Below are 24,932 nucleotides of genomic sequence, written 5' to 3' on the forward strand. Positions count from 1 at the left end.
TAAGTGAGAGAGCATTGTTCCTCCGACGATCTCCTGGAGCTTCCGAAACACACCTCCGGCCCACCCGTGACAGGGCGACGCACGGTGCTGCCGTTAGCATTTAGGATTTCGGCGGCTTTGTTTCATCGAAAATCCTGAAAGCTCTCTTCGGCATTCAGTGCGTGATTTTTGCGCCTGATCCAGCATAGGATCGATCTTGGTTGAGTAGTTCGTCGCGGCCCTAGGAGAATGGGAGCCTCGCGTCCAACCTCATCTCATAAGCATTGGGAGGATGCCAGAACATGCCTACGACTGTACCGACGCGCAAAAGCGAATACCGGATGACGCTTCTCGAACAAGTGCTTGTTTTGCTCGGTCAAGGGAGCATCTGGTACACTTGCTACGCCTATCCCTACGACCCGCGGGAACTCAACGCATCTGTCGAAACCGGGCTTGCCTGAACGGAAGAGATGGCCCGTGGTCCGGCGGCAAAAGTCAGACCCTATAAGCGGGTCGATCGAGCGACCGACGCTCCGAGGCGGTGCCCAGAAGCGTCGGTTGTGACCACAGCCAGCGGGGCCGTCGTCGGCATCGAGGCGTTGTCCGCACCTAAGAAGTCGTTTCGTAGTAGAACGTGCTGCGACGTAACGTTTTCTACGCCAGTCTCAGACCTGAGCTACCCGCGGATCGTTCGGTCGAATAGCAATTCCAAGACCGCATCGTTGTCGCACTCCAGGTGTTGAAAGCGAAGGCCTTCAGCGACTTGTCCTGATGATCGGAGCAGTGGCATCACACCCGACCCAACCCGCATGGTCCGTTCCCGTCGACACGTTATGCGATCACAGTGGCCCCGATAGTCGTTGTCGAAGTCGAATCTCCCGCAAGCAGCGCTTCATGGTAGCTCCAGAACTCGCTCACAAACCGTTCGGCAAGCACGCTGTCGGAACCTTGGCTGCGCCGGATCGCGAGGAAGCCTGCATCGACGAAGATGGCGAAAGGCCTGACGACAACGCCGCGCCCACGGAATTCGGTCGCGGACGATGGGTCGATAATCGCAATGCCCGCCCCTTCGGAGACCAGCGTCAGCGCGGTATGGGAAAGGCGCGTTTCCAACGTCGATGACCGAGGAATGCCGGCCAGCGCCACTTCCACGCGCATGGCAAACAGCGTGCCAGGCTCCAGTGTGATCATGCGCTCATTGGCGAGATCGGCCGGCATGATGTCTTCCCGGTCGGCAAGCCTGTGACCAGTGGGAACCGCGACGACCGCAGGTATCGGACGGGTCTCGATCAGAAACCCGGGACGGTCGAGCGGACCATCGGCAAAACCAAGGTCCACCTGCCCCGATGCGACCGCCTCGATCACCAGAGACGACGGAATACCGTTCAGCGACGCATGAACGTTTGGACGGTCGCGCAGGAACCACGCAAGAAAACGCGGCATGATCCCGTTTGCCAGTGCTGGCATGGCGGCAATGCGGAGCATCCCGGCATTCTGCCTGCTGATCTCTTCGGCAAACGCCTTGATGCGCGATAGGCCGACATAGGCCCGCTCCACCTCCTGGAGCAACGTCAGGGCCTCCCGAGTGGGCGTTAGCTGGTTTCCCCTGCGGTCAAACAGCTTCAGCTTCGTATCGATTTCAAAGTCACGGATCAGCCGGCTCACCGCCGGTTGAGTGATGGACATCAGCTCCGCCGCCGCCGTCATTTTTCCGGTCAACATGACGGTACGGAACGCTTCCACCTGACGCAGGTTCATGGATCACCATAATATTTGGTTATGCTCGCGGCCAGATTACGAATTTGACGGTATTGAAGCAAGCTGTCAAACCCACTGGAAACAAACCGTGGCGTCTGGCTCGAACCGGCGCCGCACAAGGGAACAAACTGGTGGGTGCTTTGAGCGCGTATCTCGATCTGATGGGGTTCGCCGAGGGAGCCTGGGGCATGGATATGCTCAAGGCGACAGGCGTTACCCTTTGCGTTGCCCTCAGCGGCTTTGCCGCCGGGGCGGTTTTTGGCTGTCTCTCCGCGGCGGCGTCGTTCTCGTCGCTGCGTGCTCTGAGGGCGTTAGCCGATGGTTACACCACCATCCTGCGCGGTATTCCCGACCTGCTCGTCATCTATCTCTTCTATTTCGGCAGCAGCGCGGTTTTAAGCCGACTCGGTGCTCTGTTCGGCTCCGAGGGCTTCATCAGCGCGCCCGTCTTCCTGACCGGCGCTCTGGCGATCGGGGTGGTTTCAGGCGCCTATCAGGCTGAGGTCTATCGCGGTGCGGTGCTCGCGCTCTCCAAGGGCGAAATTGAAGCGGCAAGAGCCTATGGCATGCCGAACCACCTTCTGTTTCGCCGCATCATCCTGCCCCAAGCGACGCGGTTCGCAATCCCAGGTGTCGGCAATGTCTGGCAACTGGTGCTGAAGGAATCAGCGCTCATCTCGGTGGTAGGGCTGATCGAACTGATGCGACAGGCCCAGATCGGCGCGGGCTCGACCCGCAAACCCTTCACGTTCTTCCTGACGGCTGCGGTGCTTTACCTGCTGATCAGCTTCGTGTCGGGCGTCCTGTTCCGGATTGCAGAGAAGCGCGCCATGCGCGGGATCAGGCGGGCACTATGATCGATCTTCCCTTCATCTACGACGCCTTCGTGCAGCTTTGCAGCGGCATCCCGCTGACGCTGCAACTGATGGCGGTGTCCGTCGCATCCGGCGCCGTTCTGGCAATTGCTCTTGCAGCGATGAGACTGTCGTCCTGGCCACCGCTCGACCTCCTGGCGCGGATTTACATCTTCATCTTTCGCGGCACGCCGCTTCTGGTGCAGCTCTATCTCATCTACTACGGCCTCAGCCAGTTTCCCGAACTGCGCAAGACCTTCCTATGGCCGTTCCTGCGGGAGGCCTATTGGTGCGCAGCGCTCGCGCTCGCGCTCAACACAGCAGCCTACAGTGCCGAAATCATCCGCGGCGGCGTGCTCTCAGTGCCTGCCGGGCAGATCGAAGCCGCGCGTGCCTATGGGATGAGTGGCCTTACTCTCATTCGCCGCATCATCGCGCCACAGGCGCTGCGGCAGATGCTGCCTGGCTACTCCAACGAAGTGATCCTGATGGTGAAATCGACGGCGCTGGCCTCGACCATAACCATGATGGAAGTCACAGGGCTGGCGGCAAAACTCATCTCGGCGACCTACCGCCCCGTGGAGATCTTCATCGCCGCCGGCGCGATTTATCTGCTGCTCAATTTCATCGTCAGCCGGCTGTTCAAGCTGTTCGAGTACCGGCTCTCAGCCGCGCAGCGCCAACCCATCTACCGACGAGCCGCAGGAGAAAATGCATGATGAACGCAGCCCTCGCACCGGCCGTGAAGATCACCGGGCTCGAGAAGAGCTACGGTGCCTACAAGGTGCTGCACTCCATCTCGTTCAGTGCCAACAAGGGTGAAGTCGTCTCGATCCTCGGGGCCTCGGGATCCGGCAAGTCCACGCTGCTTCGCTGCATCAACATGCTGGAAGTGCCGGATGCGGGCGAAATCTCCATTCACGGTGAGAGCTACAGGCTTACGCAGCGTTCGGGCTTTGCCCCGCGCGCCGCCGATCCGAAGCAACTGCTGCGGCTTCGTTCCCAGGCGACGATGGTGTTCCAGTCCTTCAATCTCTGGTCACACCGGACGATCCTGGAAAATCTGATCGAAGCGCCGGTCCATGTGCAAAAGCGCAACCGCGCCGAATGTGTCGCGGAGGCTGAAGCCCTCCTCGAGCGGGTGGGCATTGCCGACAAGCGCAACTTCTATCCGGCGCATCTTTCCGGCGGCCAGCAGCAACGTGCCGCGATTGCCCGGGCACTCGCCATGCGGCCCAAGATCATGCTGTTCGATGAGCCGACTTCGGCGCTCGATCCGGAGCTGGTCGCCGAAGTGCTGAAGGTCATGCGCGATCTCGCAGCCGAGGGCCGCACCATGCTCGTCGTTACCCATGAGATGGACTTTGCCCGCGACGTCTCGAGCCGCGTTCTGTTCCTGCACAAGGGGCTGATCGAAGAGGACGGCCGCCCGGAACAGGTCTTCTCGAACCCGAAGAGCGAGCGCTTCCGCCAGTTTATTTCCAAGCACAACGCCTGAAACTAACTTTGAAAAAACGAAGAGAGGAGAACGCATGAAACTGAAGATTATCTTGTCTGCCATCGGCCTGCTGGCAACAGCCCATGTCGCGCAAGCGGAGGACGTGATCCGCATTGCCACGGAAGGCGCTTATGCGCCGTGGAACTTTTCCGGCCCCAACAACGTGCTGGAAGGCTTCGAAATCGACCTGGCAAACGACCTGTGCGAGCGCATGAAAGCCAAGTGCGAAATCGTCGCCCAGAACTGGGACGGCATCATCCCTTCACTGACCGCGGGCAAATACGACGCCATCATGGCGGCCATGAGCATCACGCCAAAGCGTGAGGAAGTAATGGCCTTCTCCGCCCCCTACGCCGCAGCGATCAATTCCTTTGCGGCAATGGAAGACAGCGATCTTGCCAACCTGCCGGAAACCGGCAAGCCGCTCTCGGTCGATTCTGAAGCCGCCAAACCGGTGCTGGAAGAGATCGCCAAGAAAATCCAGGGCAAGGCTGTCGGCGTACAGGGCTCCACCACGGCTTCCGCGTTCATGGAACAGTACTTTCAAGGTGGCGCCGACGTTCGCGAATACAAGACCACCGAAGAGCACAACTTCGATCTGGCGAGCGCCCGCCTCGACGCAGTCGTGGCCAATGCGACCGTTCTCGCAGCAGCACTCGAGAAGGACGACATGAAGGGTGCGAAACTCACCGGCCCGCTCTTCTCGGGCAAGGTGTTCGGCATGATCGGCGTCGGCCTCCGCAAGGAGGACACCGCACTGAAGGCGCGTTTCGATGACGTCATCAAGGCTGCCGTCGCCGACGGCACGGTGAAGAAGCTCTCCGAGAAGTGGTTCAAGGTGGACGTGAGCCCGCAGGAATAAACCTCGACAACCGGCCCGTCCGAGTTTCGGGCGGGCCACGCCACCGGCACACGGACCGAAAAGCATGCGCAGACTACCAGATCAAGACATCGTCATCATTGGAGCAGGCCTTGTGGGCGCCGCCCTCGCCTGGGGCCTTGCGCGCGCGGGTGAGCGGCCGCTGCTTCTGGACGGAGACGATCTGTCGCTGCGCGCATCTCGCGCCAACTTTGCGTTGATCTGGGTTCAGGGCAAGGGGCTCGGCGCTCCCCATTATGCACGCTGGACAATGCGCTCGGCCCGCCTTTGGCCGGAATTCGCGGCCGCATTAAAAGAGACTTCCGGCGTCGATGTTGCCCTGAAGCAAAATGGGGGCTTCACCTTTGCGCTGAGCGAAGCCGAGCTGGAACGCACGCATGAAGACGTCGTGACTGTTGCACGAGAACTTGGCGATGATGCCACCGAACATACCCTGCTCGACCACGCAGAGACGGCGAAACTGGTGCCGGCGATCGGTCGGGATGTCGTCGGCTCCGTCTATTCTCCAATGGATGGCGACGTGAACTCGCTCCGCCTGCTCCGGGCGCTTCATACCGGCATGATAAATCTAGGCGCTGCTTACGAGCCGCATTGTGAGATCGACGAAATCACCCCCCGAACGGGCGGGTTCCAATTGAAGGGCTCCTGGGGCGAGGTTTTCGCCAAACGCATCGTCCTGACGGCTGGCGTCGGCAACAGCCGGCTTGCCGCGATGGTTGGCATTCACGCGCCCTCCGTGCGCAGTAAGGGGCAGATCCTCGTCACCGAAAAATGCCGTCCATTTTTCCCCTACACCTCGGCCACGCTCAGGCAAGCCGACGAAGGCGGCGTGATGATCGGCGACAGCCAGGAAACCCACACGGACTCGATTGCGACCAACCAGGACATCAGCGCGGTTCTGGCCGATCGCGCCATCCGGACATTTCCCTGCCTGAGTGGCGTCAACGTCCTTCGCACCTGGACCGGCTTCCGCGTCAAGACGCCCGACGGTTTTCCCATTTACGAGCAGTCGACCGCCCATCCCGGCGCCTATGTGGCGATGTGCCATTCCGGCGTGACGCTTGCCGCAATCCATGCGCTCGTCGTCGCTGGTGAGATCGCCACCCAGCAGGCCGTACTTGCCGGCAACACATTCCCCGGCAGGAGATTTCATGTTTCGCAGAATTGATAAAGCAGCAGATACCGTCGCCATCACGTTCGACGGTATCCCGATGCGCGTCGACACCGAACAGACGGTGGCCGCAGCACTCCTTAGCCAAGGCATCAGCACGTTGCGCAGGAGCGTCGTCGGTGATCGCCCACGTGCGCCCTATTGCCTGATGGGTGTCTGCTTCGAATGCCTGGTCACCATCGACGGCATTCAAAACCGGCAGGCTTGCATGATCGTCGTGCGTGACGGGATGGCGATCTCATCGCAAAGCGGTGCCCGCTCTCTGGACGAAGGGTGCTGACGATGGCGCTCCGGAAAATCGACGATCTTCACCTTCTCGACCGCGAATACGATCTCGCGATCATCGGTGCAGGGCCGGCGGGGATGGCCGCAGCGGCGGAGGCGGCCGCCGCTGGCGCGCGAACGATCCTCCTTGATGAAAACCCTGCCCCCGGCGGCCAGATCTACCGGTCGATCGAAAGGAATTCGCCAGCAAGGCGCGCCTTCCTCGGCAACGACTACTGGAAGGGAAAGGGCGTCCTTAAGTCGTTTCTTCAGTGCGACGCCGCCTACCTATCCCAAGCACTTGTCTGGAGTGTCGAGCAAGGCGAGACCGATGGAAAGGCATCTGTCGAACTGCGCGTTTCGGCCGGTGGCAAAAGCAGCATCGTCCATGCGCGGCGGGTCGTCTTCGCCACCGGCGCGATGGAACGGCCGATGCCCGTAAGGGGGTGGACGCTTCCGGGCGTCATGACGATTGGTGCGGCCCAAATCGCACTCAAATCTTCAGGGCTGGTGCCCGACGGCCGCGTTGTTTTGGCAGGCAGCGGCCCCCTGCTTTATCTCTTTGCCGACCAATTGCTGCAGGCCGGTGGCAACCTTGTCGCGGTACTCGACACTACGCCGCGTTCGAACTGGACGAAGGCGCTGCCTTTCCTGCCCCCGTTTCTGGTTTCGCCCTATCTGCTGAAAGGCCTGGCGCTGTTGGCCAAGGTTCGGAGCTCGGCACCGGTTTTCACCGGCGTCGGGACGATCGAGATCATCGGTCAGGACCGGGCCACCTCAATCCGCTTCCAGGCCAAGGGCCGGGCGGAGGAAATCGACATCGACAGCGCCTTCCTGCATCAGGGCGTCGTCCCGAACAACAGCCTTGCCAACGCGACCGGGTGTCTTCTTGCCTGGAACGACCGTCAGAAGTGTTTTCAGCCAGAACTTGACACATGCGGTCGATCCTCGCTGCCGGCGATCTACGTCGCCGGTGACGGCGGCGGCATAGGCGGCGCGCTTGTTGCGGGGATAGACGGGCGGATAGCGGCGCTGGCCGCCTGTCTCGATCTCTTCCCGGAGAAGGCGCGCCGGATCGGACCGCTGCTTGCGAAGCACGAAAAGCGGCGCAGGGCCTTGTCGCGCGGGCGCACCTTCATCGACACGCTCTATCAGCCCGCCGTGGCGTTTCGCGCGCCGACCGATCTGGAGACGATCGCATGCCGCTGCGAAGAAGTGACGGTCGGTGCCATCCGTGATGCCGCCGCGCGCAACGTGGTCGGCCCCAACCAGCTCAAGACGATGCTGCGTTGTGGCATGGGGCCGTGCCAGGGGCGCATGTGCACGGCGACCATCACCGAAATTCTGGCTGACGTGCAACAGCGGTCCCCCGCCGATATCGGCACCTACAGGCTTCGCACACCGATAAAGCCCGTCCCCTTGCGCGAGTTCGCCTCGCTCCCCCTCACGCCGGATGCCGTTCAGGCCGTTACCGGTGACGACTCCGACAGAAGCTGACCCCTCAACAAAGGAAACAAAATGGCAGAACGTCATCTCCGCACACCCATCATGCACCGCGTCGTTGAACACAACGGCATCGTCTATGTCGGCGGCACGACCTGCGACGACGAAAGCCTCGACATGGCCGGCCAGACCCGGGAAATCCTGGCGAAGATCGATCGCTATCTGGCAGAAGTTGGCACCGACAAGACGAGGCTCCTGACGGCCACGATCTTCGTGACCGACCTCGCCAAGAAGCCGGACATGGATGCCGTTTGGAAGGCCTGGGTTGGCCCGGAAGAGCTGCCGACCCGCGCGACCGTGGGCGTTGCCGATCTCGGTGGTGACACGCTGATCGAAGTGGTCGTCTCGGCCTACATGTAGCCGTCGCTGACCGGATCATGCGAGACGACCCAGTCTCGCATGATCCGGCGCAGTCATTCAGGCGCTCGGTCGGGACTGAAGCTTGTCGAACGGGGCGACCGCCTGTCGCAGAAAATCTATGAGCTTGCTGGCTGCGAGCGATCGTGGATGGTTCCTCGGTGTAAGCAGCCACAGATCGATCGTCGTTTCCGGAACGATACTGCGCCGCACGAGAACGTCGCTGCCAAAATCGAGCCCGACGAACGAAGGCACGATGGAAACGCCGACGCCATTGGCAACGAAACAACAGGCCGTCTCCGAGAGCGGAACCTCGATCCGGTTTCTCTTCTGCACGCCCTTGATCTGGAAGGCGCGGTCAATCGTCATCAGCGAGCAATCGTCACGCGCCAGCGAAACGAAGGGATCGCCGCCGAGATCTTCGAGATCGATAACGGATTTTTCCGCCAGCGGATGGTGGGCGGGAAGAACGCAGACCATTTCGAAACGCATAAGACGCTCGGCATCGACGTTGGGATGCTCGAACGGCAGCACGCTGAGGCCGATATCCACCTGTTGTGCCGCGACGAGATCGATAATGCGCGGCGAAGGCAGGCTTCGCATCGTGAAGTGAATATCGGGCTGTTCGGCAAGCAGGGGCGAAAGCGCTTGGGCGAGAAAACGCGTGGTCAGCGCCGGCGGGGCGACAAGCGTGATCTCTCCCCATTCCTGATTGCGGACGGCGTCGGCGAGCCGTGCCACGCGCGCGGTCCCCGAGAACATCTTAGCGACCTCGACCGCAAGCATGCGACCTTCGAGTGTTGGCGTGAGCCGGCCGCCGGCGCGAACGAAAAGCCGGAAACCGCAGGCATCCGAAAAGCTGCGCAGGAGCTTGCTGACCGCCGGCTGAGAGATCCGCATGCGCTCAGCGGCAAGCGTGACGGATCCGGTCTCGACGGTATTGTGGAACGCCTCCAACTGGCGGATGTTCATGGGTATGCCTTTGCCTTGAATCGAGCAACATGAGTTTCGGTTATAATGAGCGGATAATTTGATATTTGACAATCATACCACCGTCTCGCTTCTCTCACACTAACCAAACACGACGGATCGGGCGTTCGATCTGCTTCAAAAAGGGAACGAGAATGAGAACAGCCTTGGGAACGGCCCTGCTGACTTTGGCGCTTTCAACATCGGCACATGCGGGCGTCTTGTCGGTATGTGTGGAGGGATCGCCGGAAATTTTCAATCCGCAGCTCAGCAGCAGCGGAACAACATCGAATGTGCTGGCCAACATCTACGATAACCTCGTGTCCGTGAAGGCGAACAGTTCCGACATCGAACCCGCACTGGCCGAAAGCTGGACGATATCGGATGACGGACGCACATATACTTTCAAGCTGCGCAAGGGCGTGAAGTGGCAGTCCAACGATCAGTTCGCGCCGACGCGGGACTTTAACGCCGATGACGTGGTGTTCACCTTCGACCGGATGCTGAAGTTGGACCACCCTTACGCGAAGATCAGCAACGGTACGTACATCACCTTCAATACCAAGCTCGCCGATAACCTTGAAGCTGTCGCCAAGATCGATGATTACACCGTTGCTTTTACGTTGAAGGAGCCGCTGGCACCCTTTATCGGCATCATGGCACACCAGTCCCTTGCGATTACATCGGCGGAGTATGCCGATGGCTTGATGAAAGCGGGGACGCCCGAGACGTTCGACCGGATCCCGATCGGAACTGGACCTTTCGCACTGCAGGCCTATCAGCAAGATGCGGTAGTTCGCCTCATACCGTTCAAAGAAACCTGGGGTGCTGCCATCGGCGACAAGAGCCGGACACCCATGGTCGACGCGGTGGTTATGGCCATCAGTGCGGATGCTCCAGTGCGGCTCCAGCGCGCACTCGCCGGCGAGTGCCAGATTGCGCTTTACCCCAACCTTGCCGACCGCGCCCAGATCGAGAACAGCGACACGCTCCAACTTGTGCAAACGCCGGTGGCGTCGACCGGGTTCATCGATTTCAACTTCCGCGACGAGAAGTTCCGGGACAAGCGGGTAAGAACCGCATTGGCCGAAGCCATCAACGTGCCGGCACTCGTCGATACGGTCTACAACGGCGTGGGCATCGCCACGGGCGCACTTATTCCTCCGGTCCTCTGGGGACATGACAGCGAACTCCAGCCGCACCCCTATGATCCCGAGAATGCAAAGGCGCTTCTCAAGGAAGCCGGGTATCCGGACGGCTTTTCGACGGAGATATGGGCGATTCCGGTCTATCGCCCATACATGCCGAACGGGCGTCGCGCTGCCGAGATGATCCAGGCCGACTGGGCGAAGATCGGGGTAAAAGCCGAGGTCGTTAGCTTCGAATGGGGCGAGTACATCCAACGCGCCCGAGCGGGAGAGGCTCCGGTCGCCATGTTCGGTGGCATCTATGATTTTCCGGACCCGAGCCAGATCCCGAACAACTACTTCATCTGCGACTCCGACGGCAAGCCAAGCCCCTCCAACGTAGGTGCCTGGTGCGACAGCGAGTTCATCAGCCTGATGAACGAAGCTGGGCGTATCGAGGACAACGAGAAACGTATCGAACTCTATAAGAAAGCGCAGGCCCGCTTTCATGAAGAGGCTCCCGCCGTCATTCTTGGCGGAGCTGACACGCTGACTGCCGTCAGCAAAACCGTGCACGGCTTCCAGCCCGCCATTTTCGGAACAAGCCGCTATTCGGGCGTGACCGTCGACTAGGCGGGTCGCGCGGGCCAGCCACCTATTTGCATTGGAGCAAACATGAAAGTGCTAATCATTGGCGCCGGCATTCTTGGCGCCAGCACCGCCTATCACCTCGCGAAAAAGGGAGTCGATGTGGAAGTCGTCGACGCCCAGCACGAGGGAAAAGCAACCCTTGCCGGCGCCGGCATCGTCTGCCCGTGGGCAACCAAGCTCGAAGACGGCGACTTCTATGACATGTACGCGGCCGGCGCGGCCTATTATGCCTCCTTGGTCGACGGCCTGAAGTCGTTCGGCGAGGTAGATCTCGGATATGGCAAGGTCGGCGCGCTGGTCGTGGCCGAGGACAGGCAGGAGTTCGAGGCGGCCGCCGAGCGCGTGGCGCGACGCGTTGCCAATGTTCCAGAAGCCGGCACGGTCGAACATCTGAGCCCGGCTGCGGCCCGCGAGAAATTCCCGCCGCTGCGCGAAGGGATGGAAGCGATCTTCATCCCCGGGGCCGCGCGGGTCGATGCGCGTTTGCTCGCGGCCGCAATGCTGCGCGCCGCAAGCTCCCTCGGAGCGAGGGTCAGACAGGATCGCGTTTCATTGGCCTTGGAGGATGGACGCCCCGTCTGCACGGCCAGCGATGGTACAGCGCTTCAAGCGGACGAAGTCGTCGTCACGGCCGGTGCATGGGCGTCGCAGATTCTCAACCCGCTGGGCATTCCGCATTCGGTCGCGCCCCAGAAGGGCCAGATCATCCATCTTCGTCTGCCAGGCCTGCAGACATCGAACTGGCCCGTGCTCCTGCCGATGGGCAGCCACTACCTGCTGGCCTTCGACGATTCCCGCGTCGTGATCGGCGCAACCCGCGAGGACAATTCCGGTTTCGACTATCGCGTGACCGCGGGTGGCGAAGCCGAAGTCCTGAACGCGGGACTGGCGATCGCCCCAGGGCTTGCGACCGCGACACACATAGAAACCCGCATCGGCTTTCGCCCGGCGTCAAGCAACATGAAGCCCATTCTGGGCAGAGTTTCCGGTATCTCGGGTTTGACGGTCGGCAACGGCCTCGGCGCAGCCGGCCTCACCATCGGTCCCTTCGCCGGAAAGCAACTCGCGGAACTGCTGACGGGCGCTCCGCTCGACGTGGATCTCACGCCCTACGCCCCGGCTTAAATCGCCGGCCGGCATTGAACTCAACACAAATGGAAAAGGAACAATCATGGTAACGCGTTACCGGAAACATCGGATCATGCATGCGGCTGTCGAACACAACGGCTTGATCTTCGTCGGAGGCCACGCAGCCACAGACATTTCCGTCGGCATGAAGGAACAGACGCAGCAGGTCTGCGCCAAGTTGGACGGCTTGCTGGCCGAATGCGGCTCCGACAAGACCCAGCTTGTATCCGCCCGGATCTACATCAGCGATATGTCGAAGAAGGAAGAGATGAACGAAGCCTGGCTCGAATGGCTCGACGATGACGACCTACCGTCGCGCGCAACCATCGGCGTCGCCGATCTTGGCGATCCGAAGAGGCTCATCGAAGTCGTGGTCGTCGCCGCCAAGAACTAGCTTAAGCAAGATGAGGCCCAGGCTCGACTGGGCTTCAACCAACTGATCATAAGTGTATCAGGAGGCGCCTACGTTCATTAGCGTTCGTTAACTTGTGCGATCTTGGTGGCGCGGCCTGACCGGTTAAAAGGTTCGCCGCAGGAGGTTCAGCATAGCGCCGGCCAAGGGGCAGGACCCGGGACCTACTACCCCGGCAAGCGCTCTGCTGATGGAGGCTTTGCAGCGAAGCTAATCCTGGCACGATGCCCCTCACCTTCCTGCCCTCACCAGTGAGCGTGCGATATCGATGATATCGTCGCGAGCGGCCGTCGGATCGACCTTGGACCAGGCGACACCGAGCCCGATGCGGAAGCCGACACCCCTCACCTTCCGAAGCTCGAAATTGCGATTGGGCAGGTCCAGCGTCCATTCCGGCGCAAATCTATCCTTCAGTTAAGCGCGCACCCAAGGGGAAAAAGCCAGAGCGACCTGAAAACTCGGGTGTCTTCGGGCGAATAGCGGTGGTTCTCAAGAAACTGTTGGGGAAATAGCCACCTTGTGTGCCCATCACTTTCACCGATAGCGATGGGCACACAGTCGCCATCTGTCTAACACCATCACAGACCAAATACAGAGATCACCGCCGTGAACCATTCGCTTTCAAGACGCCTTGTTGCCGAGGCCTTCGGGACGGGCCTGCTCGCGGTATCCGCTGTTGGAAGCGCGTCAATGGCCGGTGCGATGACGGATGTTCCGGTGTTGGTTGTGCTTTGTGTCGCTATATCCTGCAGCGCGACGCTATACGTCCTTCTCGAGCTTCTCGGGCCGATCTCCGGCGGCCACCTCAATCCGGCGGTGAGTCTGGCAATGCTCTTTCAGGGCCAGATACTGCGGAACGAGGCGGTCGCCTATGTGTCCATGCAGACGGTCGGCGGTGTGCTCGGCGTCGTCTTCGTCCATGTCACTTTCGGTTTACCGCTGCTCTCTGTCGGCGTTCACGTACGAACCGGATTTCCCGTCTGGATCGCCGAGGCAGCGTCTACGTTTGGCCTCATATTCACGATCTTCCTTGGGCTCAGGTTTCGCCCCAACTCTGTATCCGCCTTCGTCGGTGTCTACGTCCTGTCAGTTACGCTTTTTGCGTCGAGCTCCTTCGCGAACCCGGCGACCACGATAGCCAGGGCATTCACAGACAGCCTTGCGGGTATTCGCCCCGTAGACGTCCTGCCCTTCGTTGTTTCCCAATGTCTGGGCAGTTTGCTCGCTGTCGGATTTGCACGGTGGTTGACGGCTGCTTCCGTCGTTACGTCAGAGCGCCGCTAACGCCAGTGGGGCAGTCCACGGCCCCCAATGTCATCTCGTCTGACACTGGCGAAGGAGAGGAGCCTGAGGCTGCACGCCGACTGAAGATGCGACGACCAAGGGTCGGCATCCTGCAGTGGCTCCGCTTTGCGGAGAATATGCAGAGTCACGTTGGAATTCCGGCTTTCACTTTCACGTCCAAAGGCGACGTCCACGCTTATAAGTCTGTGAACGGCAGCATTGCGCCGCCAAACCGGCCATAGCGGGAAACTTTTCCTTCGCCCGGAAGCGGACATCCCCACTCGCGCGCTCGCGCTATACGGGCGGCAACGCGCCAAGAAGAAGCCATTTGGCTCGAATTTCGCTACCGCACCAGCGCAACCGTCCGGCAACTTACATTCCCGCTTCAGGATGGCTTTTCCAGAAGGATAGAGGCACATCATGAAGTTCCAGCCATCAGAGATGTCGACGCGGTGGGGCTTGTCACCGCACGCTTCGACCGAGTCAAGACCCGTGAATGTGCCATCGCCGTTGAGTTCGACGTCGCGGTCATCGACGACGGCCTTGTCGCTCTTCATGAACCCGTCCGAGCGACAAAGCATGATCGACCAGAAAGCGTCGCTTGGCGTCACAGTGTAGGTTACCGTGTAGCACCCCTTCACAGCGCTCTTCCGGAAAGAGGCCCCATGCTCCAGCCCCACGGCGATATGACGCGCCTTTTCGTTTCTCGTATTGGGCGCACAGAGCTAGAATGCTCTTTACGCCCTATTTCGGGCGGCCAAACGGAAGTGATGCCCCATCTGGAGGAAAGCCCTGCCGTATCAACAGCTAAGGCGAGGCTTCCTCCATTGCAGCTTGAAGCGTCGCACGCATCTCGACGGCCACTTCTTTCAAAACTGAAGTGAACTTTTCCGCGACCGTCGAGCCCGCCTTCCGGGTCGGCCACCACACGGCAAGCGCGTAGGGTACGCCGACGCTGAACCTTCTCAGAACAACGCCTTTGCCCACGTAATTCGCAGCGGTCAGCGGATTGATGATCGACACACCCACCCCCGCTGAAACCATCGAACACACGCTTGCCGCCGTCGTCGTCTCGACCGCATAGCTGCGCGACACGCCGGCGGCGAAGAAAATGTCGTCCAGCTTTCTCCGGTAAGGATCGTCCTGCGAGAAATAGACAAATGGCACATCTTCAAAGTCGGCCGGCTCGAGGACTTTCTTGACGGAAAGCGAGTGCCCGACTGGCAGGACGCAAACGAGATCGCCGACTTCAATGCGCTGGGAGATAACCCCCTGATTTTCGAACCGCCCCTCGGTGACCCCCACATCGAATACCGTTGTCGCTATTTCGTGTTGCAGCGACAATTCTTCCAAGGAATGCAAAGAAAGATGAATGGCTGGGCGCTGCTTCAACAGCCGTTGCGCCACGCGCGGGATGATAGCCTCGGCATAGGCGGGTATGGTTGCGACCCGACAGTTCGCGGCATTGTGCGTCCGGATTGCAGACGCCGCGCGGCTGATTTCCTCCATCCCCACGAAAGCGCGGCGCACGACCTCGTGCAGGAGTAGTGCCTGATTGGTCGGCGTCAGGCGTTTGCCGAAACGCAGGAAGAGCTCGAAACCGATCCGCTGCTCCATGTCGCGCAGCTCGCGGCTGATCGTCGGCTGCGACGTCCCCAACGCTGCCGCCGCCGCGGTCATGCTCTTGTTGATCATGATGGCGTTGAAAATTTCCAGTTGCCGTTGATTGAGGCGCATGGGTCAGCCTTATTTTTCCACCGACAGAAGTGTCTGAAACGAAAGCCTCAGCATATCAAATCTGCATAAGACCGACGAAGCAATTATTTCCCAATGACTGAGGCATCTGAAATTATACACCCGTTCAACAGCGCCGGGTCGCCATTGTGAGGGGCAAGTTAGAATCCATGGAGACGCAGGGAAAAAAGGGCCGAGGCTGGCTCTCGTATCGAGCAGGCGATCTCCATGTCGAGGATGTGTCCTTGAGCAAGGTAGCAGAGGCCATGCCCACTCCCTTTTACTGCTATTCAGCCAACGCGATCCGCGCTTCCTATATGGAGCTGTCTGCAGCGGTCGGTAAGATCGGTGTTTCCATCTGTTTCGCTGTAAAGGCGAATAGCAACATCTCCGTGCTCAGGCTACTCAGCGAGCTCGGTTGCGGCATGGACATCGTTTCGGGAGGGGAACTGGAGCGCGCGCTTGCTGCAGGTGTTCCAGCATCGAAAATCATCTTCTCCGGCGTCGGAAAGACCCGCGCCGAAATCGCTCGCGCCCTTAAGGCGGGCATCCACCAGATCAACGTCGAGTCAGCGGCGGAGATCGCCGCCGTGGCCGAGGTAGCCCGCGCCATTGGCAAGCGCGCGCCCATCGCAATCCGCGCCAATCCCGATGTCGATGCGAACACGCACGCGAAGATCACCACGGCGACGAAGGAAAGCAAGTTCGGGATCGCGATCGGCGACGTGGCCGACATCTACGCTGAGGCCGCTGCGCTGCCTGAACTGGAGGCGCTGGGCGTCGCCGTTCACATCGGATCGCAAATCCAGGACATGGCGCCGTTCCGCCGTGCGTTCACGGCGATGGCCGACCTGGTGACGTCCATGCGCGCCCGGGGCCTTGTCGTCCCGCGCCTCGATCTCGGTGGCGGCATCGGCATTGCTGACGACGGCAACGCTGGTCCAGACATCGACGCGTATGCCAACATCATCCATGAGACCGTCGGCCATCTTGGCTGTCAGGTAACTGTCGAGCCGGGTCGGTGGCTGGTCGGCAGGGCGGGATTGCTCGTCACTGAGCTGCTTTATCTGAAAGACATGACTAACGGCCCCATGGGAATTGTTGATGCCGGGATGAACGATCTTATGCGTCCGGCACTATATGACGCACACCACCCTGTTCTTCCCCTTCGCGAGCCGGCTTCGAGCGAGACGGCACCGACCTATAACCTAGTCGGCCCGATTTGCGAGAGCTCCGACAAGTTCGGATCCTACGAAGGGCTTGGCAAACTCAACGCGGGTGATCTGCTCGCCTTTGATTGCGGCGGGGCGTATGGTGCATCGATGGCATCGACATACAACTCCCGCGATCTCGTCGCGGAGGTGCTTGTGCAAGGTGACCGCTTCAGAACCGTCCGCCGTAGACAAGATATCGCCGAGATGCTGAAGCTGGAGCAGGCAGGGGAATGGCAGGTTCCTGCCCCGTCGGAGCGGGCACTGGAGCCTGTGATCGCACTCGGATCAAGTTGAACTGGACACCAGTCCGGCAAGAAAACAGCCGGGAAAGCGCGTCGCGATTGTCGCGCCCGCCGACCCGGATGGGGAACTAAAAAAGAAGGGAAGAAAAATGCTCAATAAGGTCAAATTCCTAATGGCGACGGGGCTTGTAACGATTGCCCTGGCCTCCAACAGCCTTGCGGCCGACCACGTGCTTCGGATCGCCTACCAGGAGGATCCAAAGACAGTCGACGTGCAGATGACGCAGGACTTCTATACGCTGCCGCTGAACGTCTATGATCGCCTCGTGGAAGCGGAAACAAGCGGTCCTGGTCAGACCCAGCTGGTGCCCGGCCTCGCCGAGCGCTGGGACGTTTCCGACGATGGCAAGTCTTACACCTTCCATCTGCGCCAGGGTGTTCTCTTCCACAATGGCGAGGAACTGACGGCAGACGACGTGGTCTACACATTCGACCGCATGCTTGATCCCAAGACCAAGGCGCTCAGCACCGACATCCTCAATTTCGTCGATGGAGCTACCGAACGTCTGGAAGGAACCACGACCTCGGTTCCCGGCTTGCAGGCCGTAGACAAATATACGGTCAAAGTCGTCCTTAAGGAGCCCTACGCTGCCTTTGTCGCGCTGCTCGCCAGCCCGGGTGCCTCGATCTACAATCGGAAATTTACCGAACCGCTCGGCGACCAGTACGGTCTGACGCCTGAGACGACCAATGGCACTGGCCCGTTTGTCCTGAAGGAATACAACCTCAACGACAACCAGATCCTCGCAGCCAATGAAAAGTATTTCAAGGGCCGCCCGAAGCTCGACGAGATCATCATCCGCGTGGTTGCGGACTCCGAAACGCTCAGGCTTCTCTTCGAATCTGGTGAGTTGGATGTTTTCGACATCGACTATGCACCTACCCAGCTCCCCTACTTCATCGGTAGCGATCAGTGGAAGGACCAGGTTCGGTCTGGCCCCCGCGTCGGCATGTACTACTACCATATCAACCAGGCACTGAAGCCCTTCGATGACGTTCGCGTCCGCAAGGCGTTCCAGATGGCGATCAATCGTGATGAAATTCTCCAGAAGAATTTCTATGGGAAGGGTGCGATCGAGAATGGCGTAATCCCGCGCGGCATCAGTTGCTACACCGCTGCCACGCCAATCGAATACAACCCGGCAAAGGCGAAAGCGCTTCTTGCAGAGGCGGGTTACCCCGACGGCGTGGACATCAACCTCACGCAGGTCAGCAGCTGGTCCTCGAAATGGTCCGACATGAACCAGATCATCCAGGCCCAGATCAAGGAAGCCGGTTTCAACGCCCAGATCAAGACCATGGATGAGTCGGCCTACTTCGCCAGCCGCAAGGCCGGCACTGTCGACAACTACACGCAAAACTGGTCCGCTGACTTCAACGATCCGGATAACTTCTTCTACACGTTCTTCAGCAAGAGCGGCACGGCGGTTCGCGGTTACAACAACAACGACGAGGAAGTCTTCGCAGCACTCGACAAGGCCCGCTCGATGACCAATGCCGAGGAGCGCTGCGCGCTCTATCAGAAGATGACGGATCGGATCGTGCAGGAAGACGCAGCCTGGGTACCGATGTTCAGCCTCGACCACGCCTATGTGGTGCAGCCGCGGGTCAAAAACTTCGTGGTGCCGTGGAACGGGTGGAGCGACATGAGCTACTACAAGATGGAAGTCGAATAGGACGTTTCTGTTTGGCGGGCGCTGGCTTCCCAGCGCCCGCACGCCCGTCCCTTCTCTTGTAGGATCAACCACCCCGCGCTTTCATTGCCGCGAGGCTGAGTGAAAGATTACTTTCGATGCTGACTTTCGTGATAAAGCGTATCGTGATTTCGATCCCTGTTTTGATCGGCATCACGGCGCTGCTTTTCATCATGCTCAACGTGATTCCCGGCGACCCTATCGCGCTGCTGATGAAGGAACATGCGAGCGCAGACGTTATCGAACGCGTCCGTTCCCAGATGCACCTCGATGATCCGCTCATCACACGGTATTTCAGGTTTCTCTTTGCCGCCCTTCAGGGTGATCTCGGTGTTTCGATCAAGCTCAATCGAGACGTGACGACGCTGATCCTCAACGCCTTCCCCAACACACTTATCCTCACCATCTGCGCGGCGCTCGTTTCCTGGGTAATTGGCATCCCCGTCGGCGTGCTGTCGGCGGTGCGACGCGACTCGCTAGTCGACCATCTCTTCATGGGCTTTTCGCTGGTGGGCGTGTCCATGCCGATATTCTGGTCGGCCCTGCTGATGCAGTACGTCTTCGCCCTGAAGCTGAAGTGGCTGCCCGTGTCAGGGTTCTACGGCTACCAGTACGTGATCATGCCAGCTATTGTTCTCGGCTGGAGCTCCGCCGGTGTCATCGCCCGTCTGACACGTTCCAGCCTTTTGGAAGTGATGCGCCATGACTACATCCGCACCGCCCGCGCCAAGGGCCTTCGCGAGCTTTTGGTCATTCGGAGGCATGCGCTTAAAAACGCGCTCATCCCTGTCGTCACCATCATGGCGATCCAGGTCGCCGGATTGCTTTCTGGTGCAGTCATCACCGAGGCGATTTTCGGTATCCCAGGTGTAGGCCGCATCTCAGTCAATGCCATACAGGCGCGCGACATGCCGCTTCTGCAGGGCTCGGTACTCTTTGCAACAGTACTTGTCATTCTGGGCAATCTCGTTGCCGATATTCTTTATTCCGTCCTCGACCCCCGCATTCGCAATGAGATGAAGGGAGGCTCGAAATGACGCAGCTCAGCGGAGCCACCGAAGACTTCATCGACGAATCCGGCAATGAAGGTTTTCTACGCGACGGCATCAGGATTTTCGCGAAGAACCGTATGGCAATGGTTGGGCTGGTCGTGGTCAGCCTTTTGGTCTTCGTAGCGCTTTTCATTCCATTCCTAAGCCCTCACGATCCTTATCGCGTGGCAATGGATGAACAATTCCTGCCGCCCTCCGCCACCTTTTGGCTGGGAACAGACAACTTTGGTCGCGACCTTCTGACCCGCATCCTCTACGGGGCGCGGATCTCGTTGATCGTCGGCATCGTCCCGAGCTTCATCTCATTGATGATCGGAGCCGTGATGGGCATCATCAGCGGGTATTTCGGCGGTAGAATCGACTTCATCATCATGCGGCTCGCCGATATGATGATTGCCTTCCCGTCGTTGCTGCTGGCGATGGTGGTGATGTATACGTTGGGTGCGAACCTCTTCAACATTTTCATCGCCCTGAGCCTTGTCGGCTGGGCCGGAGTAGCACGCGTCGTGCGTGCTCAGACACTTGCCGTTAAGGAGAAGGAGTTCATCGAGGCCGCCCGCGCCAATGGCACGAAGAAGACCGCTATCATGATCGGCCACATCTTCCCCAATGTCGTCCCGACGTTGATCGTGCTGTTTTCACTCAGCATTCCCGAGGCGATCATGTGGGAATCGAGCCTCAGTTTTCTCGGGGTGGGCGTCCAACCGCCGGAAGCAAGCTGGGGGCTGCTGGTGGCGAAGGGCAAGGAGTACATCTTCTCGGCGCCGCTGGTTGCCATCATGCCGGGGGTGGCGATCCTGATAACCGTGCTGGCATTCAATTTCGTCGGCGACGGTCTGCGCGACGCACTCGATCCCTATATGAAGGACTGAGGAGCGACGATGACAGATCAGACCACATTGCTGAGCGTGCGCAACCTTCGCACGGAATTCAAAACACAGAACGGGCCTGTGCGGGTCGTCGACGGCGTTTCGTTTGACGTTGGCCGCGGCAGGATCGTCGGCCTGGTCGGCGAGTCCGGCTCGGGCAAAAGCATGACGGCGCTGTCGCTGATGGGGCTCGTGCCCTCTCCGCCGGGAAGGGTGAACGCGGACAGCATCCAGCTCAACGGAACCGACCTGGCACGGCTGAACAGCGACGAGATGCGGTGCCGGCGCGGCCGAGAGGTCGCGATGGTGTTTCAGGAGCCCATGACGTCGCTGAACCCGGTCAAAACCATGGTCCAGCAGGTTGGCGAGCCGCTTGCCATCCACACCAATCTGGGCAAACGCGCCATCCGTGAAAAGGTTCTACGCATGTTCGAAACCGTCGGCATTCCTGAGCCGGCGGCACGCCTCGACGTCTATCCGCACCAGCTGTCGGGCGGTCTCAGACAGCGAGCGATGATCGCCATGGGGCTGATCTGCGAACCGCAACTCCTGATCGCCGACGAACCGACGACGGCGCTCGACGTGACGACCCAGGCGCAGATCCTGCGGCTGATGATGGCACTGCGTGACAAGGTCGGCACCGCGATCGTCATGATCACCCACGACCTCGGCATCATCGCGGAGATGTGCGACGAGGTGAACGTCATGTATGCCGGCCAGATCGTCGAACAGGCCAATGTCTTCGACCTATTCGATCGGCCTTCCCATCCCTACACCAGGGGGCTTCTCGCATCGATCCCGAAGGCGACAGAAATGCGCACAACCGCGCGCCTGAATAGCATTCCGGGAGTGGTGCCCAACCTTGCGAACCTTCCTAACGGCTGTCGTTTCCATCCGCGCTGTGCCGACGCGATGCCGATCTGCAAGCTGAAACAGCCTGAACTGACCGATCTCAGCAATGGGCACAAGGCCCGTTGTTGGCTGCACGACAAACAGGGAGGAAAAGCGTGAGCGAAGTCCTCATTTCCACCGAGGGGCTGAGCAAGCACTACCCCATCAGCTCAGGGTTCTTCCGCTCGCAGCGTCGGGTGGTTCGCGCCGTGGACGGCATCGATCTCGAAATTCGCGAGCGGGAGACCTTCGCGCTGGTCGGCGAGTCGGGTTGCGGCAAGACCACGCTCGGCCGGGTGATGCTGCGTCTCATCGAGCGGACCAACGGCACCGTGCGGTATCGCGGCCAGGATCTTCACGCGCTCGACGATTCCGCGATGCGGGCGATGCGCAAGAAGCTGCAGATCGTCTTCCAGGATCCTTACGCCTCGCTCAATCCGCGCATGCGGGTCAAGGACATCCTGGCGGAACCGCTGCGCGCCCACGGCTTCGGAACCGAGGCTGAGATCGAGGAACGCTGCGGCGAACTGCTCGACATGGTCGGCCTGCGCCGCCAACTGTTGCGCCGCTATCCCCACCAGTTCAGCGGCGGACAGCGGCAGCGCATCGGCATTGCCCGCGCACTTGCCAACAGCCCTGAGTTCGTCGTTTGCGACGAGGCCGTCTCCGCACTCGACGTCTCGATCCAGGCGCAAGTGCTCAACCTCTTACGAGACCTTCAGGAGCAGCTGAAGCTGACCTATCTGTTCATCACTCACGATTTGAGCGTTGTGCGCCAGTTCGCCGATCGCGTCGGGGTGATGTTCCTTGGACGGATGGTGGAAGTCGGAACCACAGAGGAGATTTTCTCCAACCCCCGCCATCCATACACGATGTTTCTGATCTCGGCGGTCCCACGGCCGGATCCGCATCAGAGAAACCGCGAAAGGCCGATGCTGGTCGGCGACATCCCCAGTCCGATGAATCTGCCGTCCGGGTGTCGCTTTCACACGCGCTGCCCTTACGCTCAAGCAATTTGCCGGAGCGAGGAGCCGTCGCTGTCTGACCACGACGACCGCGCTGTCGCATGCCATTTCCCCCTGGATCGGTGATCGGGGTAATTGACGACAAGGAAGGATTTTAGTCTTGGATCTGATCGTATCTCGAATGGGCGACGCTTGGCAGGCAGCCTACGGAGACAAGCGCTGGCGCTGTGCCATTGGCCGCGGCGAACTGCGTCCTGCAAGCGAAAAGGTCGAGGGAGATGGCGCCAGTCCCATCGGGCGTTGGCCAATCCGCCAGGTCTTCTACCGTGCCGATCGGATGGCTAAGCCGGAATCGCCATTTCGCACACGTGCCATCGACCGCTTGGATGGCTGGTGCGACGCCCCTTCGCATCCGGACTACAATCGCCAGGTAAAGCTGCCCTTCGCCGCAAGCCACGAAGAGCTCTGGATGGACGACGACATCTACGACATCGTCGTAGTTTTGGGGCACAATGATGACCCACCGGTCGCCAGCGCGGGCAGTGCCGTTTTCCTGCATATAGCCCGGCCAAACTACACACCCACAGCGGGATGCGCCGCACTTTCGCGGGAGGATCTGCTGGCCTTCCTAGCGCTGGCCGAACGCTCGACCCACCTCGTGTTTTCCGGCGCAACCTGACGCAAGCCGCGTGCGTCGTCACCGTCGAAGGCGCGTCGCCACATTTTCCCCTCTCCGTCGTTCCCGCCTGAACTGCACGCCGGGCGACAATTCAGGCATCCCAATCATGACCGCTATCGACACCGTCGCGCTCGAGCGTGTGCTCGACCTCTTGCCCAGCCGGTACAAGGGGCCCGGTGGCGTGGCCGGAGTTGTGAAGGACGGGCAGGTCATAGCTCGCCGCGCATGGGGCTATGCCGACATGTACCAGCGCCTACCGATGACGGCGGCCGCCCGCTTGCCAATCTGCTCGCTCTCTAAGCAGTTTACATGTGCCCTGTTGCTGGACCAGTTCGACGATCTGAGCAAGCTGGACGCATTAGTGAGGGATTTCATTCCCGACTACCGCGATAGCCAGCCAACGGTGGAACAGCTCTGCCACAACCAGTCGGGCTTGCGCGACTACTGGGCGCTGACGGTCCTTCAGGGCGCAGAGCCGGAAGCCACGTTTGCACGCGAGGTGGCGCTGCCACTCATTGCGCGATCGAAGACTGGCCATTTCCCGGCGGGTACACTCTATTCCTACAACAATGCCAACTTTCGAATTCTCGGGGAACTCATCGAGCGGGGAACGGAACGTGCCCTCGGTGATCTTCTGGCTAAGCGGATTTTTTCGCCAGCCGGCATGAAGACCGCCGAACTCGCTGCTGACACTCGCTTTCCGCTCGATGGCGTGGTCGGCTATGAAGGTAACGACGACGTCGGTTTTCTGCCAGCTCAAAACGGCGTCTATTGGTTCGGAGACGCCGGTATTGCCGCGTCTCTTGACGATTTGCTGGCTTGGGAAATGTATATCGACGCGACCCGCAATGACCCCGGGAGCCTCTACAACCGCATCTCTGCGCCGGTCACTTATGCCGATGGATCGCCAGCAAGCTATGGCTATGGACTGCGTCGGGATATCATCAGCGGCATCAAGGTCACCGGGCATGGCGGGGGTTTGCGGGGCTTCAGCTCGTTTCGGCTCCACGCGGCGGAAGAACGACTTTCCGTAGTGGTCATGTTCAATCACGACACCAGCACCTTCACAGCTGCCACCACAGTTCTGAACGCCGCGCTTGGCCTCCAAGTCGATACAGCCTGCATTCGCCCCGAAAATTGGGACGGCCTTTGGCTCGATGAGGAACAGGGCCTCGTCGTCAGGACCGTTCAGGACATCTCTGGCATAAAGCTATACTACGCTCCATCGCCGGCCAGGCTTGCCGTTTCTGCCGACGGCGTCGCCCGCGGTCACGCGCTCACCTTGAAAAAGGATGGCGCGACGCTCGTGATGCTGCGTGAAAGCGAGAACCTCCAGGTGATAGGCCGTCCGCTTACTCCGATCGAATGGGCCGATGGTGCCGCTATCGCCGGTCGCTACTGGTCGGAAGAGCTGGAGGCGCATCTTGATATCGAGGTCCGCGACGGGGCCACATACGCGTTGTTCAAGGGGATGCTCGGCACTGGGCCCATGGAACGCATGTATGCCCTGGCGGAGGACATCTGGATTGTCACGACGAGACGCTCAATGGACGCCGCTCCTCCTGGCGATTGGACCGTCCAGGTGCAACGTGATGCCGCCGGTTTAGTTTGCGGCCTCACGATAGGTTGCTGGTTGGCGCGGAACATACACTACCAACGCGACTGTGCCAGAGAGCTATAAACGGTCGCTCGCTTCG

The 24,932-nt window shown here is 60.1% G+C and carries 25 protein-coding genes; 21 read left to right on the plus strand and 4 right to left on the minus strand.

Translation table 11 applies throughout. The annotated features are described in order from the left end of the window. The first annotated feature begins 281 nt into the window (after window positions 1-281). Window positions 282-440: a hypothetical protein gene (locus AC1Q80_RS14205; protein WP_492360806.1), complete on the plus strand. Its 159-nt coding sequence runs from the start codon at window positions 282-284 to the stop codon at window positions 438-440. Between the two features lie 370 nt (window positions 441-810). Here AC1Q80_RS14205 and AC1Q80_RS14210 read toward each other — a convergent pair whose 3' ends face one another. Further along, the gene (locus tag AC1Q80_RS14210) at window positions 811-1,737 is read right to left on the minus strand and encodes a LysR family transcriptional regulator (RefSeq protein WP_492360807.1); all 927 of its coding nucleotides are present in this window, start codon (window positions 1,735-1,737) and stop codon (window positions 811-813) included. A gap of 161 nt (window positions 1,738-1,898) precedes the next feature. Between AC1Q80_RS14210 and AC1Q80_RS14215 the strand changes: the two genes are divergently transcribed. From AC1Q80_RS14215 to AC1Q80_RS14250, 8 genes are all read left to right on the plus strand, one after another. After that, on the plus strand, window positions 1,899-2,594 hold the full coding sequence (locus tag AC1Q80_RS14215; protein ID WP_173422933.1) for an ABC transporter permease: 696 nt from the start codon (window positions 1,899-1,901) through the stop codon (window positions 2,592-2,594). Continuing rightward, a complete protein-coding gene (locus AC1Q80_RS14220) occupies window positions 2,591-3,310 on the plus strand; it encodes an ABC transporter permease (RefSeq protein WP_492360808.1) in 720 nt (239 codons plus the stop codon). The genes AC1Q80_RS14215 and AC1Q80_RS14220 overlap by 4 nt, the downstream gene beginning before the upstream one ends. Then, window positions 3,307-4,089 carry an ABC transporter ATP-binding protein gene (locus AC1Q80_RS14225; protein ID WP_492360809.1) on the plus strand — a complete coding sequence of 261 codons (783 nt, stop codon included), beginning with the start codon at window positions 3,307-3,309 and terminating at the stop codon, window positions 4,087-4,089. The genes AC1Q80_RS14220 and AC1Q80_RS14225 overlap by 4 nt, the downstream gene beginning before the upstream one ends. A gap of 34 nt (window positions 4,090-4,123) precedes the next feature. Continuing rightward, window positions 4,124-4,951, plus strand: a complete 828-nt coding sequence (locus AC1Q80_RS14230) for a lysine/arginine/ornithine ABC transporter substrate-binding protein (RefSeq protein ID WP_492360810.1) — start codon at window positions 4,124-4,126, stop codon at window positions 4,949-4,951. Between the two features lie 64 nt (window positions 4,952-5,015). Next, window positions 5,016-6,137 (plus strand): NAD(P)/FAD-dependent oxidoreductase, encoded by a 1,122-nt coding sequence (locus AC1Q80_RS14235; RefSeq protein ID WP_492360811.1) that lies wholly within the window; start codon window positions 5,016-5,018, stop codon window positions 6,135-6,137. Next, the gene (locus tag AC1Q80_RS14240) at window positions 6,121-6,420 is read left to right on the plus strand and encodes a (2Fe-2S)-binding protein (RefSeq protein ID WP_492360812.1); all 300 of its coding nucleotides are present in this window, start codon (window positions 6,121-6,123) and stop codon (window positions 6,418-6,420) included. The genes AC1Q80_RS14235 and AC1Q80_RS14240 overlap by 17 nt, the downstream gene beginning before the upstream one ends. A 2-nt stretch (window positions 6,421-6,422) precedes the next feature. Then, window positions 6,423-7,901 carry an FAD/NAD(P)-dependent oxidoreductase gene (locus AC1Q80_RS14245; RefSeq protein WP_492360813.1) on the plus strand — a complete coding sequence of 493 codons (1,479 nt, stop codon included), beginning with the start codon at window positions 6,423-6,425 and terminating at the stop codon, window positions 7,899-7,901. 21 nt (window positions 7,902-7,922) lie between these two features. Continuing rightward, window positions 7,923-8,267 carry a RidA family protein gene (locus AC1Q80_RS14250; RefSeq protein WP_492360814.1) on the plus strand — a complete coding sequence of 115 codons (345 nt, stop codon included), beginning with the start codon at window positions 7,923-7,925 and terminating at the stop codon, window positions 8,265-8,267. 57 nt (window positions 8,268-8,324) lie between these two features. Here the strand turns inward: AC1Q80_RS14250 and AC1Q80_RS14255 are convergent, their stop codons facing one another. Next, on the minus strand, window positions 8,325-9,236 hold the full coding sequence (locus AC1Q80_RS14255) for a LysR substrate-binding domain-containing protein (protein ID WP_492360815.1): 912 nt from the start codon (window positions 9,234-9,236) through the stop codon (window positions 8,325-8,327). Window positions 9,237-9,388: 152 nt separating this feature from the next. Between AC1Q80_RS14255 and AC1Q80_RS14260 the strand changes: the two genes are divergently transcribed. From AC1Q80_RS14260 to AC1Q80_RS14275, 4 genes are all read left to right on the plus strand, one after another. After that, complete coding sequence (locus tag AC1Q80_RS14260; RefSeq protein ID WP_492360816.1) at window positions 9,389-10,993, plus strand: ABC transporter substrate-binding protein; 1,605 nt, start codon at window positions 9,389-9,391, stop codon at window positions 10,991-10,993. A gap of 42 nt (window positions 10,994-11,035) precedes the next feature. Beyond that, the gene (locus AC1Q80_RS14265) at window positions 11,036-12,136 is read left to right on the plus strand and encodes an NAD(P)/FAD-dependent oxidoreductase (protein WP_492360817.1); all 1,101 of its coding nucleotides are present in this window, start codon (window positions 11,036-11,038) and stop codon (window positions 12,134-12,136) included. Between the two features lie 46 nt (window positions 12,137-12,182). Continuing rightward, window positions 12,183-12,533 (plus strand): RidA family protein, encoded by a 351-nt coding sequence (locus tag AC1Q80_RS14270; RefSeq protein WP_492360818.1) that lies wholly within the window; start codon window positions 12,183-12,185, stop codon window positions 12,531-12,533. 624 nt (window positions 12,534-13,157) lie between these two features. Continuing rightward, the gene (locus AC1Q80_RS14275) at window positions 13,158-13,835 is read left to right on the plus strand and encodes an aquaporin (protein WP_492360819.1); all 678 of its coding nucleotides are present in this window, start codon (window positions 13,158-13,160) and stop codon (window positions 13,833-13,835) included. Here the strand turns inward: AC1Q80_RS14275 and AC1Q80_RS14280 are convergent. Continuing rightward, on the minus strand, window positions 13,832-14,392 hold the full coding sequence (locus AC1Q80_RS14280) for a hypothetical protein (RefSeq protein ID WP_492360820.1): 561 nt from the start codon (window positions 14,390-14,392) through the stop codon (window positions 13,832-13,834). The genes AC1Q80_RS14275 and AC1Q80_RS14280 overlap by 4 nt on opposite strands. 250 nt (window positions 14,393-14,642) lie before the next feature. After that, window positions 14,643-15,572: a LysR family transcriptional regulator gene (locus tag AC1Q80_RS14285; RefSeq protein ID WP_492360821.1), complete on the minus strand. Its 930-nt coding sequence runs from the start codon at window positions 15,570-15,572 to the stop codon at window positions 14,643-14,645. Window positions 15,573-15,739: 167 nt separating this feature from the next. Between AC1Q80_RS14285 and lysA the strand changes: the two genes are divergently transcribed. The 8 genes from lysA (at window position 15,740) to AC1Q80_RS14325 (ending at window position 24,916) form a co-directional block, all read left to right on the plus strand. Further along, window positions 15,740-17,077: a diaminopimelate decarboxylase gene (gene lysA / locus AC1Q80_RS14290; RefSeq protein ID WP_492360822.1), complete on the plus strand. Its 1,338-nt coding sequence runs from the start codon at window positions 15,740-15,742 to the stop codon at window positions 17,075-17,077. Window positions 17,078-17,174: 97 nt separating this feature from the next. Next, window positions 17,175-18,761 carry an ABC transporter substrate-binding protein gene (locus AC1Q80_RS14295; RefSeq protein ID WP_492360823.1) on the plus strand — a complete coding sequence of 529 codons (1,587 nt, stop codon included), beginning with the start codon at window positions 17,175-17,177 and terminating at the stop codon, window positions 18,759-18,761. 116 nt (window positions 18,762-18,877) lie between these two features. Continuing rightward, window positions 18,878-19,816, plus strand: coding sequence for an ABC transporter permease (locus AC1Q80_RS14300; RefSeq protein ID WP_077500401.1), 939 nt, complete (start codon window positions 18,878-18,880; stop codon window positions 19,814-19,816). Next, window positions 19,813-20,703, plus strand: coding sequence for an ABC transporter permease (locus AC1Q80_RS14305; RefSeq protein WP_492360824.1), 891 nt, complete (start codon window positions 19,813-19,815; stop codon window positions 20,701-20,703). Before AC1Q80_RS14300 ends, AC1Q80_RS14305 begins: the two co-directional genes overlap by 4 nt. A 9-nt stretch (window positions 20,704-20,712) precedes the next feature. Next, window positions 20,713-21,711: an ABC transporter ATP-binding protein gene (locus AC1Q80_RS14310; RefSeq protein ID WP_492360825.1), complete on the plus strand. Its 999-nt coding sequence runs from the start codon at window positions 20,713-20,715 to the stop codon at window positions 21,709-21,711. Beyond that, window positions 21,708-22,682: an ABC transporter ATP-binding protein gene (locus tag AC1Q80_RS14315; protein WP_492360826.1), complete on the plus strand. Its 975-nt coding sequence runs from the start codon at window positions 21,708-21,710 to the stop codon at window positions 22,680-22,682. Before AC1Q80_RS14310 ends, AC1Q80_RS14315 begins: the two co-directional genes overlap by 4 nt. Before the next feature lie 34 nt (window positions 22,683-22,716). After that, on the plus strand, window positions 22,717-23,235 hold the full coding sequence (locus tag AC1Q80_RS14320; RefSeq protein ID WP_492360827.1) for a L,D-transpeptidase family protein: 519 nt from the start codon (window positions 22,717-22,719) through the stop codon (window positions 23,233-23,235). Window positions 23,236-23,341: 106 nt separating this feature from the next. Continuing rightward, complete coding sequence (locus AC1Q80_RS14325) at window positions 23,342-24,916, plus strand: D-aminopeptidase (protein WP_492360828.1); 1,575 nt, start codon at window positions 23,342-23,344, stop codon at window positions 24,914-24,916. The last annotated feature ends 16 nt before the right edge of the window (window positions 24,917-24,932 follow it).

The organism is Ensifer sp. GW823-FHT05D09 (assembly GCF_058795755.1).

Excerpts from the sequence above, each read along its gene's own strand:
- AC1Q80_RS14210 (WP_492360807.1), bottom strand. The coding sequence starts at position 1,737 with ATGAACCTGCGTCAGGTGGAAGCGTTCCGTACCGTCATGTTGACCGGA.
- AC1Q80_RS14250 (WP_492360814.1), top strand. The coding sequence starts at position 7,923 with ATGGCAGAACGTCATCTCCGCACACCCATCATGCACCGCGTCGTTGAA.
- AC1Q80_RS14325 (WP_492360828.1), top strand. The coding sequence starts at position 23,342 with ATGACCGCTATCGACACCGTCGCGCTCGAGCGTGTGCTCGACCTCTTG.
- AC1Q80_RS14240 (WP_492360812.1), top strand. The coding sequence starts at position 6,121 with ATGTTTCGCAGAATTGATAAAGCAGCAGATACCGTCGCCATCACGTTC.
- AC1Q80_RS14260 (WP_492360816.1), top strand. The coding sequence starts at position 9,389 with ATGAGAACAGCCTTGGGAACGGCCCTGCTGACTTTGGCGCTTTCAACA.
- AC1Q80_RS14285 (WP_492360821.1), bottom strand. The coding sequence starts at position 15,572 with ATGCGCCTCAATCAACGGCAACTGGAAATTTTCAACGCCATCATGATC.
- AC1Q80_RS14255 (WP_492360815.1), bottom strand. The coding sequence starts at position 9,236 with ATGAACATCCGCCAGTTGGAGGCGTTCCACAATACCGTCGAGACCGGA.
- AC1Q80_RS14280 (WP_492360820.1), bottom strand. The coding sequence starts at position 14,392 with ATGAAGAGCGACAAGGCCGTCGTCGATGACCGCGACGTCGAACTCAAC.
- AC1Q80_RS14230 (WP_492360810.1), top strand. The coding sequence starts at position 4,124 with ATGAAACTGAAGATTATCTTGTCTGCCATCGGCCTGCTGGCAACAGCC.
- AC1Q80_RS14295 (WP_492360823.1), top strand. The coding sequence starts at position 17,175 with ATGCTCAATAAGGTCAAATTCCTAATGGCGACGGGGCTTGTAACGATT.
- AC1Q80_RS14215 (WP_173422933.1), top strand. The coding sequence starts at position 1,899 with ATGGGGTTCGCCGAGGGAGCCTGGGGCATGGATATGCTCAAGGCGACA.
- AC1Q80_RS14300 (WP_077500401.1), top strand. The coding sequence starts at position 18,878 with ATGCTGACTTTCGTGATAAAGCGTATCGTGATTTCGATCCCTGTTTTG.
- AC1Q80_RS14265 (WP_492360817.1), top strand. The coding sequence starts at position 11,036 with ATGAAAGTGCTAATCATTGGCGCCGGCATTCTTGGCGCCAGCACCGCC.
- AC1Q80_RS14205 (WP_492360806.1), top strand. The coding sequence starts at position 282 with ATGCCTACGACTGTACCGACGCGCAAAAGCGAATACCGGATGACGCTT.
- AC1Q80_RS14235 (WP_492360811.1), top strand. The coding sequence starts at position 5,016 with ATGCGCAGACTACCAGATCAAGACATCGTCATCATTGGAGCAGGCCTT.
- AC1Q80_RS14225 (WP_492360809.1), top strand. The coding sequence starts at position 3,307 with ATGATGAACGCAGCCCTCGCACCGGCCGTGAAGATCACCGGGCTCGAG.
- AC1Q80_RS14270 (WP_492360818.1), top strand. The coding sequence starts at position 12,183 with ATGGTAACGCGTTACCGGAAACATCGGATCATGCATGCGGCTGTCGAA.
- lysA (WP_492360822.1), top strand. The coding sequence starts at position 15,740 with ATGGAGACGCAGGGAAAAAAGGGCCGAGGCTGGCTCTCGTATCGAGCA.
- AC1Q80_RS14310 (WP_492360825.1), top strand. The coding sequence starts at position 20,713 with ATGACAGATCAGACCACATTGCTGAGCGTGCGCAACCTTCGCACGGAA.
- AC1Q80_RS14220 (WP_492360808.1), top strand. The coding sequence starts at position 2,591 with ATGATCGATCTTCCCTTCATCTACGACGCCTTCGTGCAGCTTTGCAGC.
- AC1Q80_RS14305 (WP_492360824.1), top strand. The coding sequence starts at position 19,813 with ATGACGCAGCTCAGCGGAGCCACCGAAGACTTCATCGACGAATCCGGC.
- AC1Q80_RS14245 (WP_492360813.1), top strand. The coding sequence starts at position 6,423 with ATGGCGCTCCGGAAAATCGACGATCTTCACCTTCTCGACCGCGAATAC.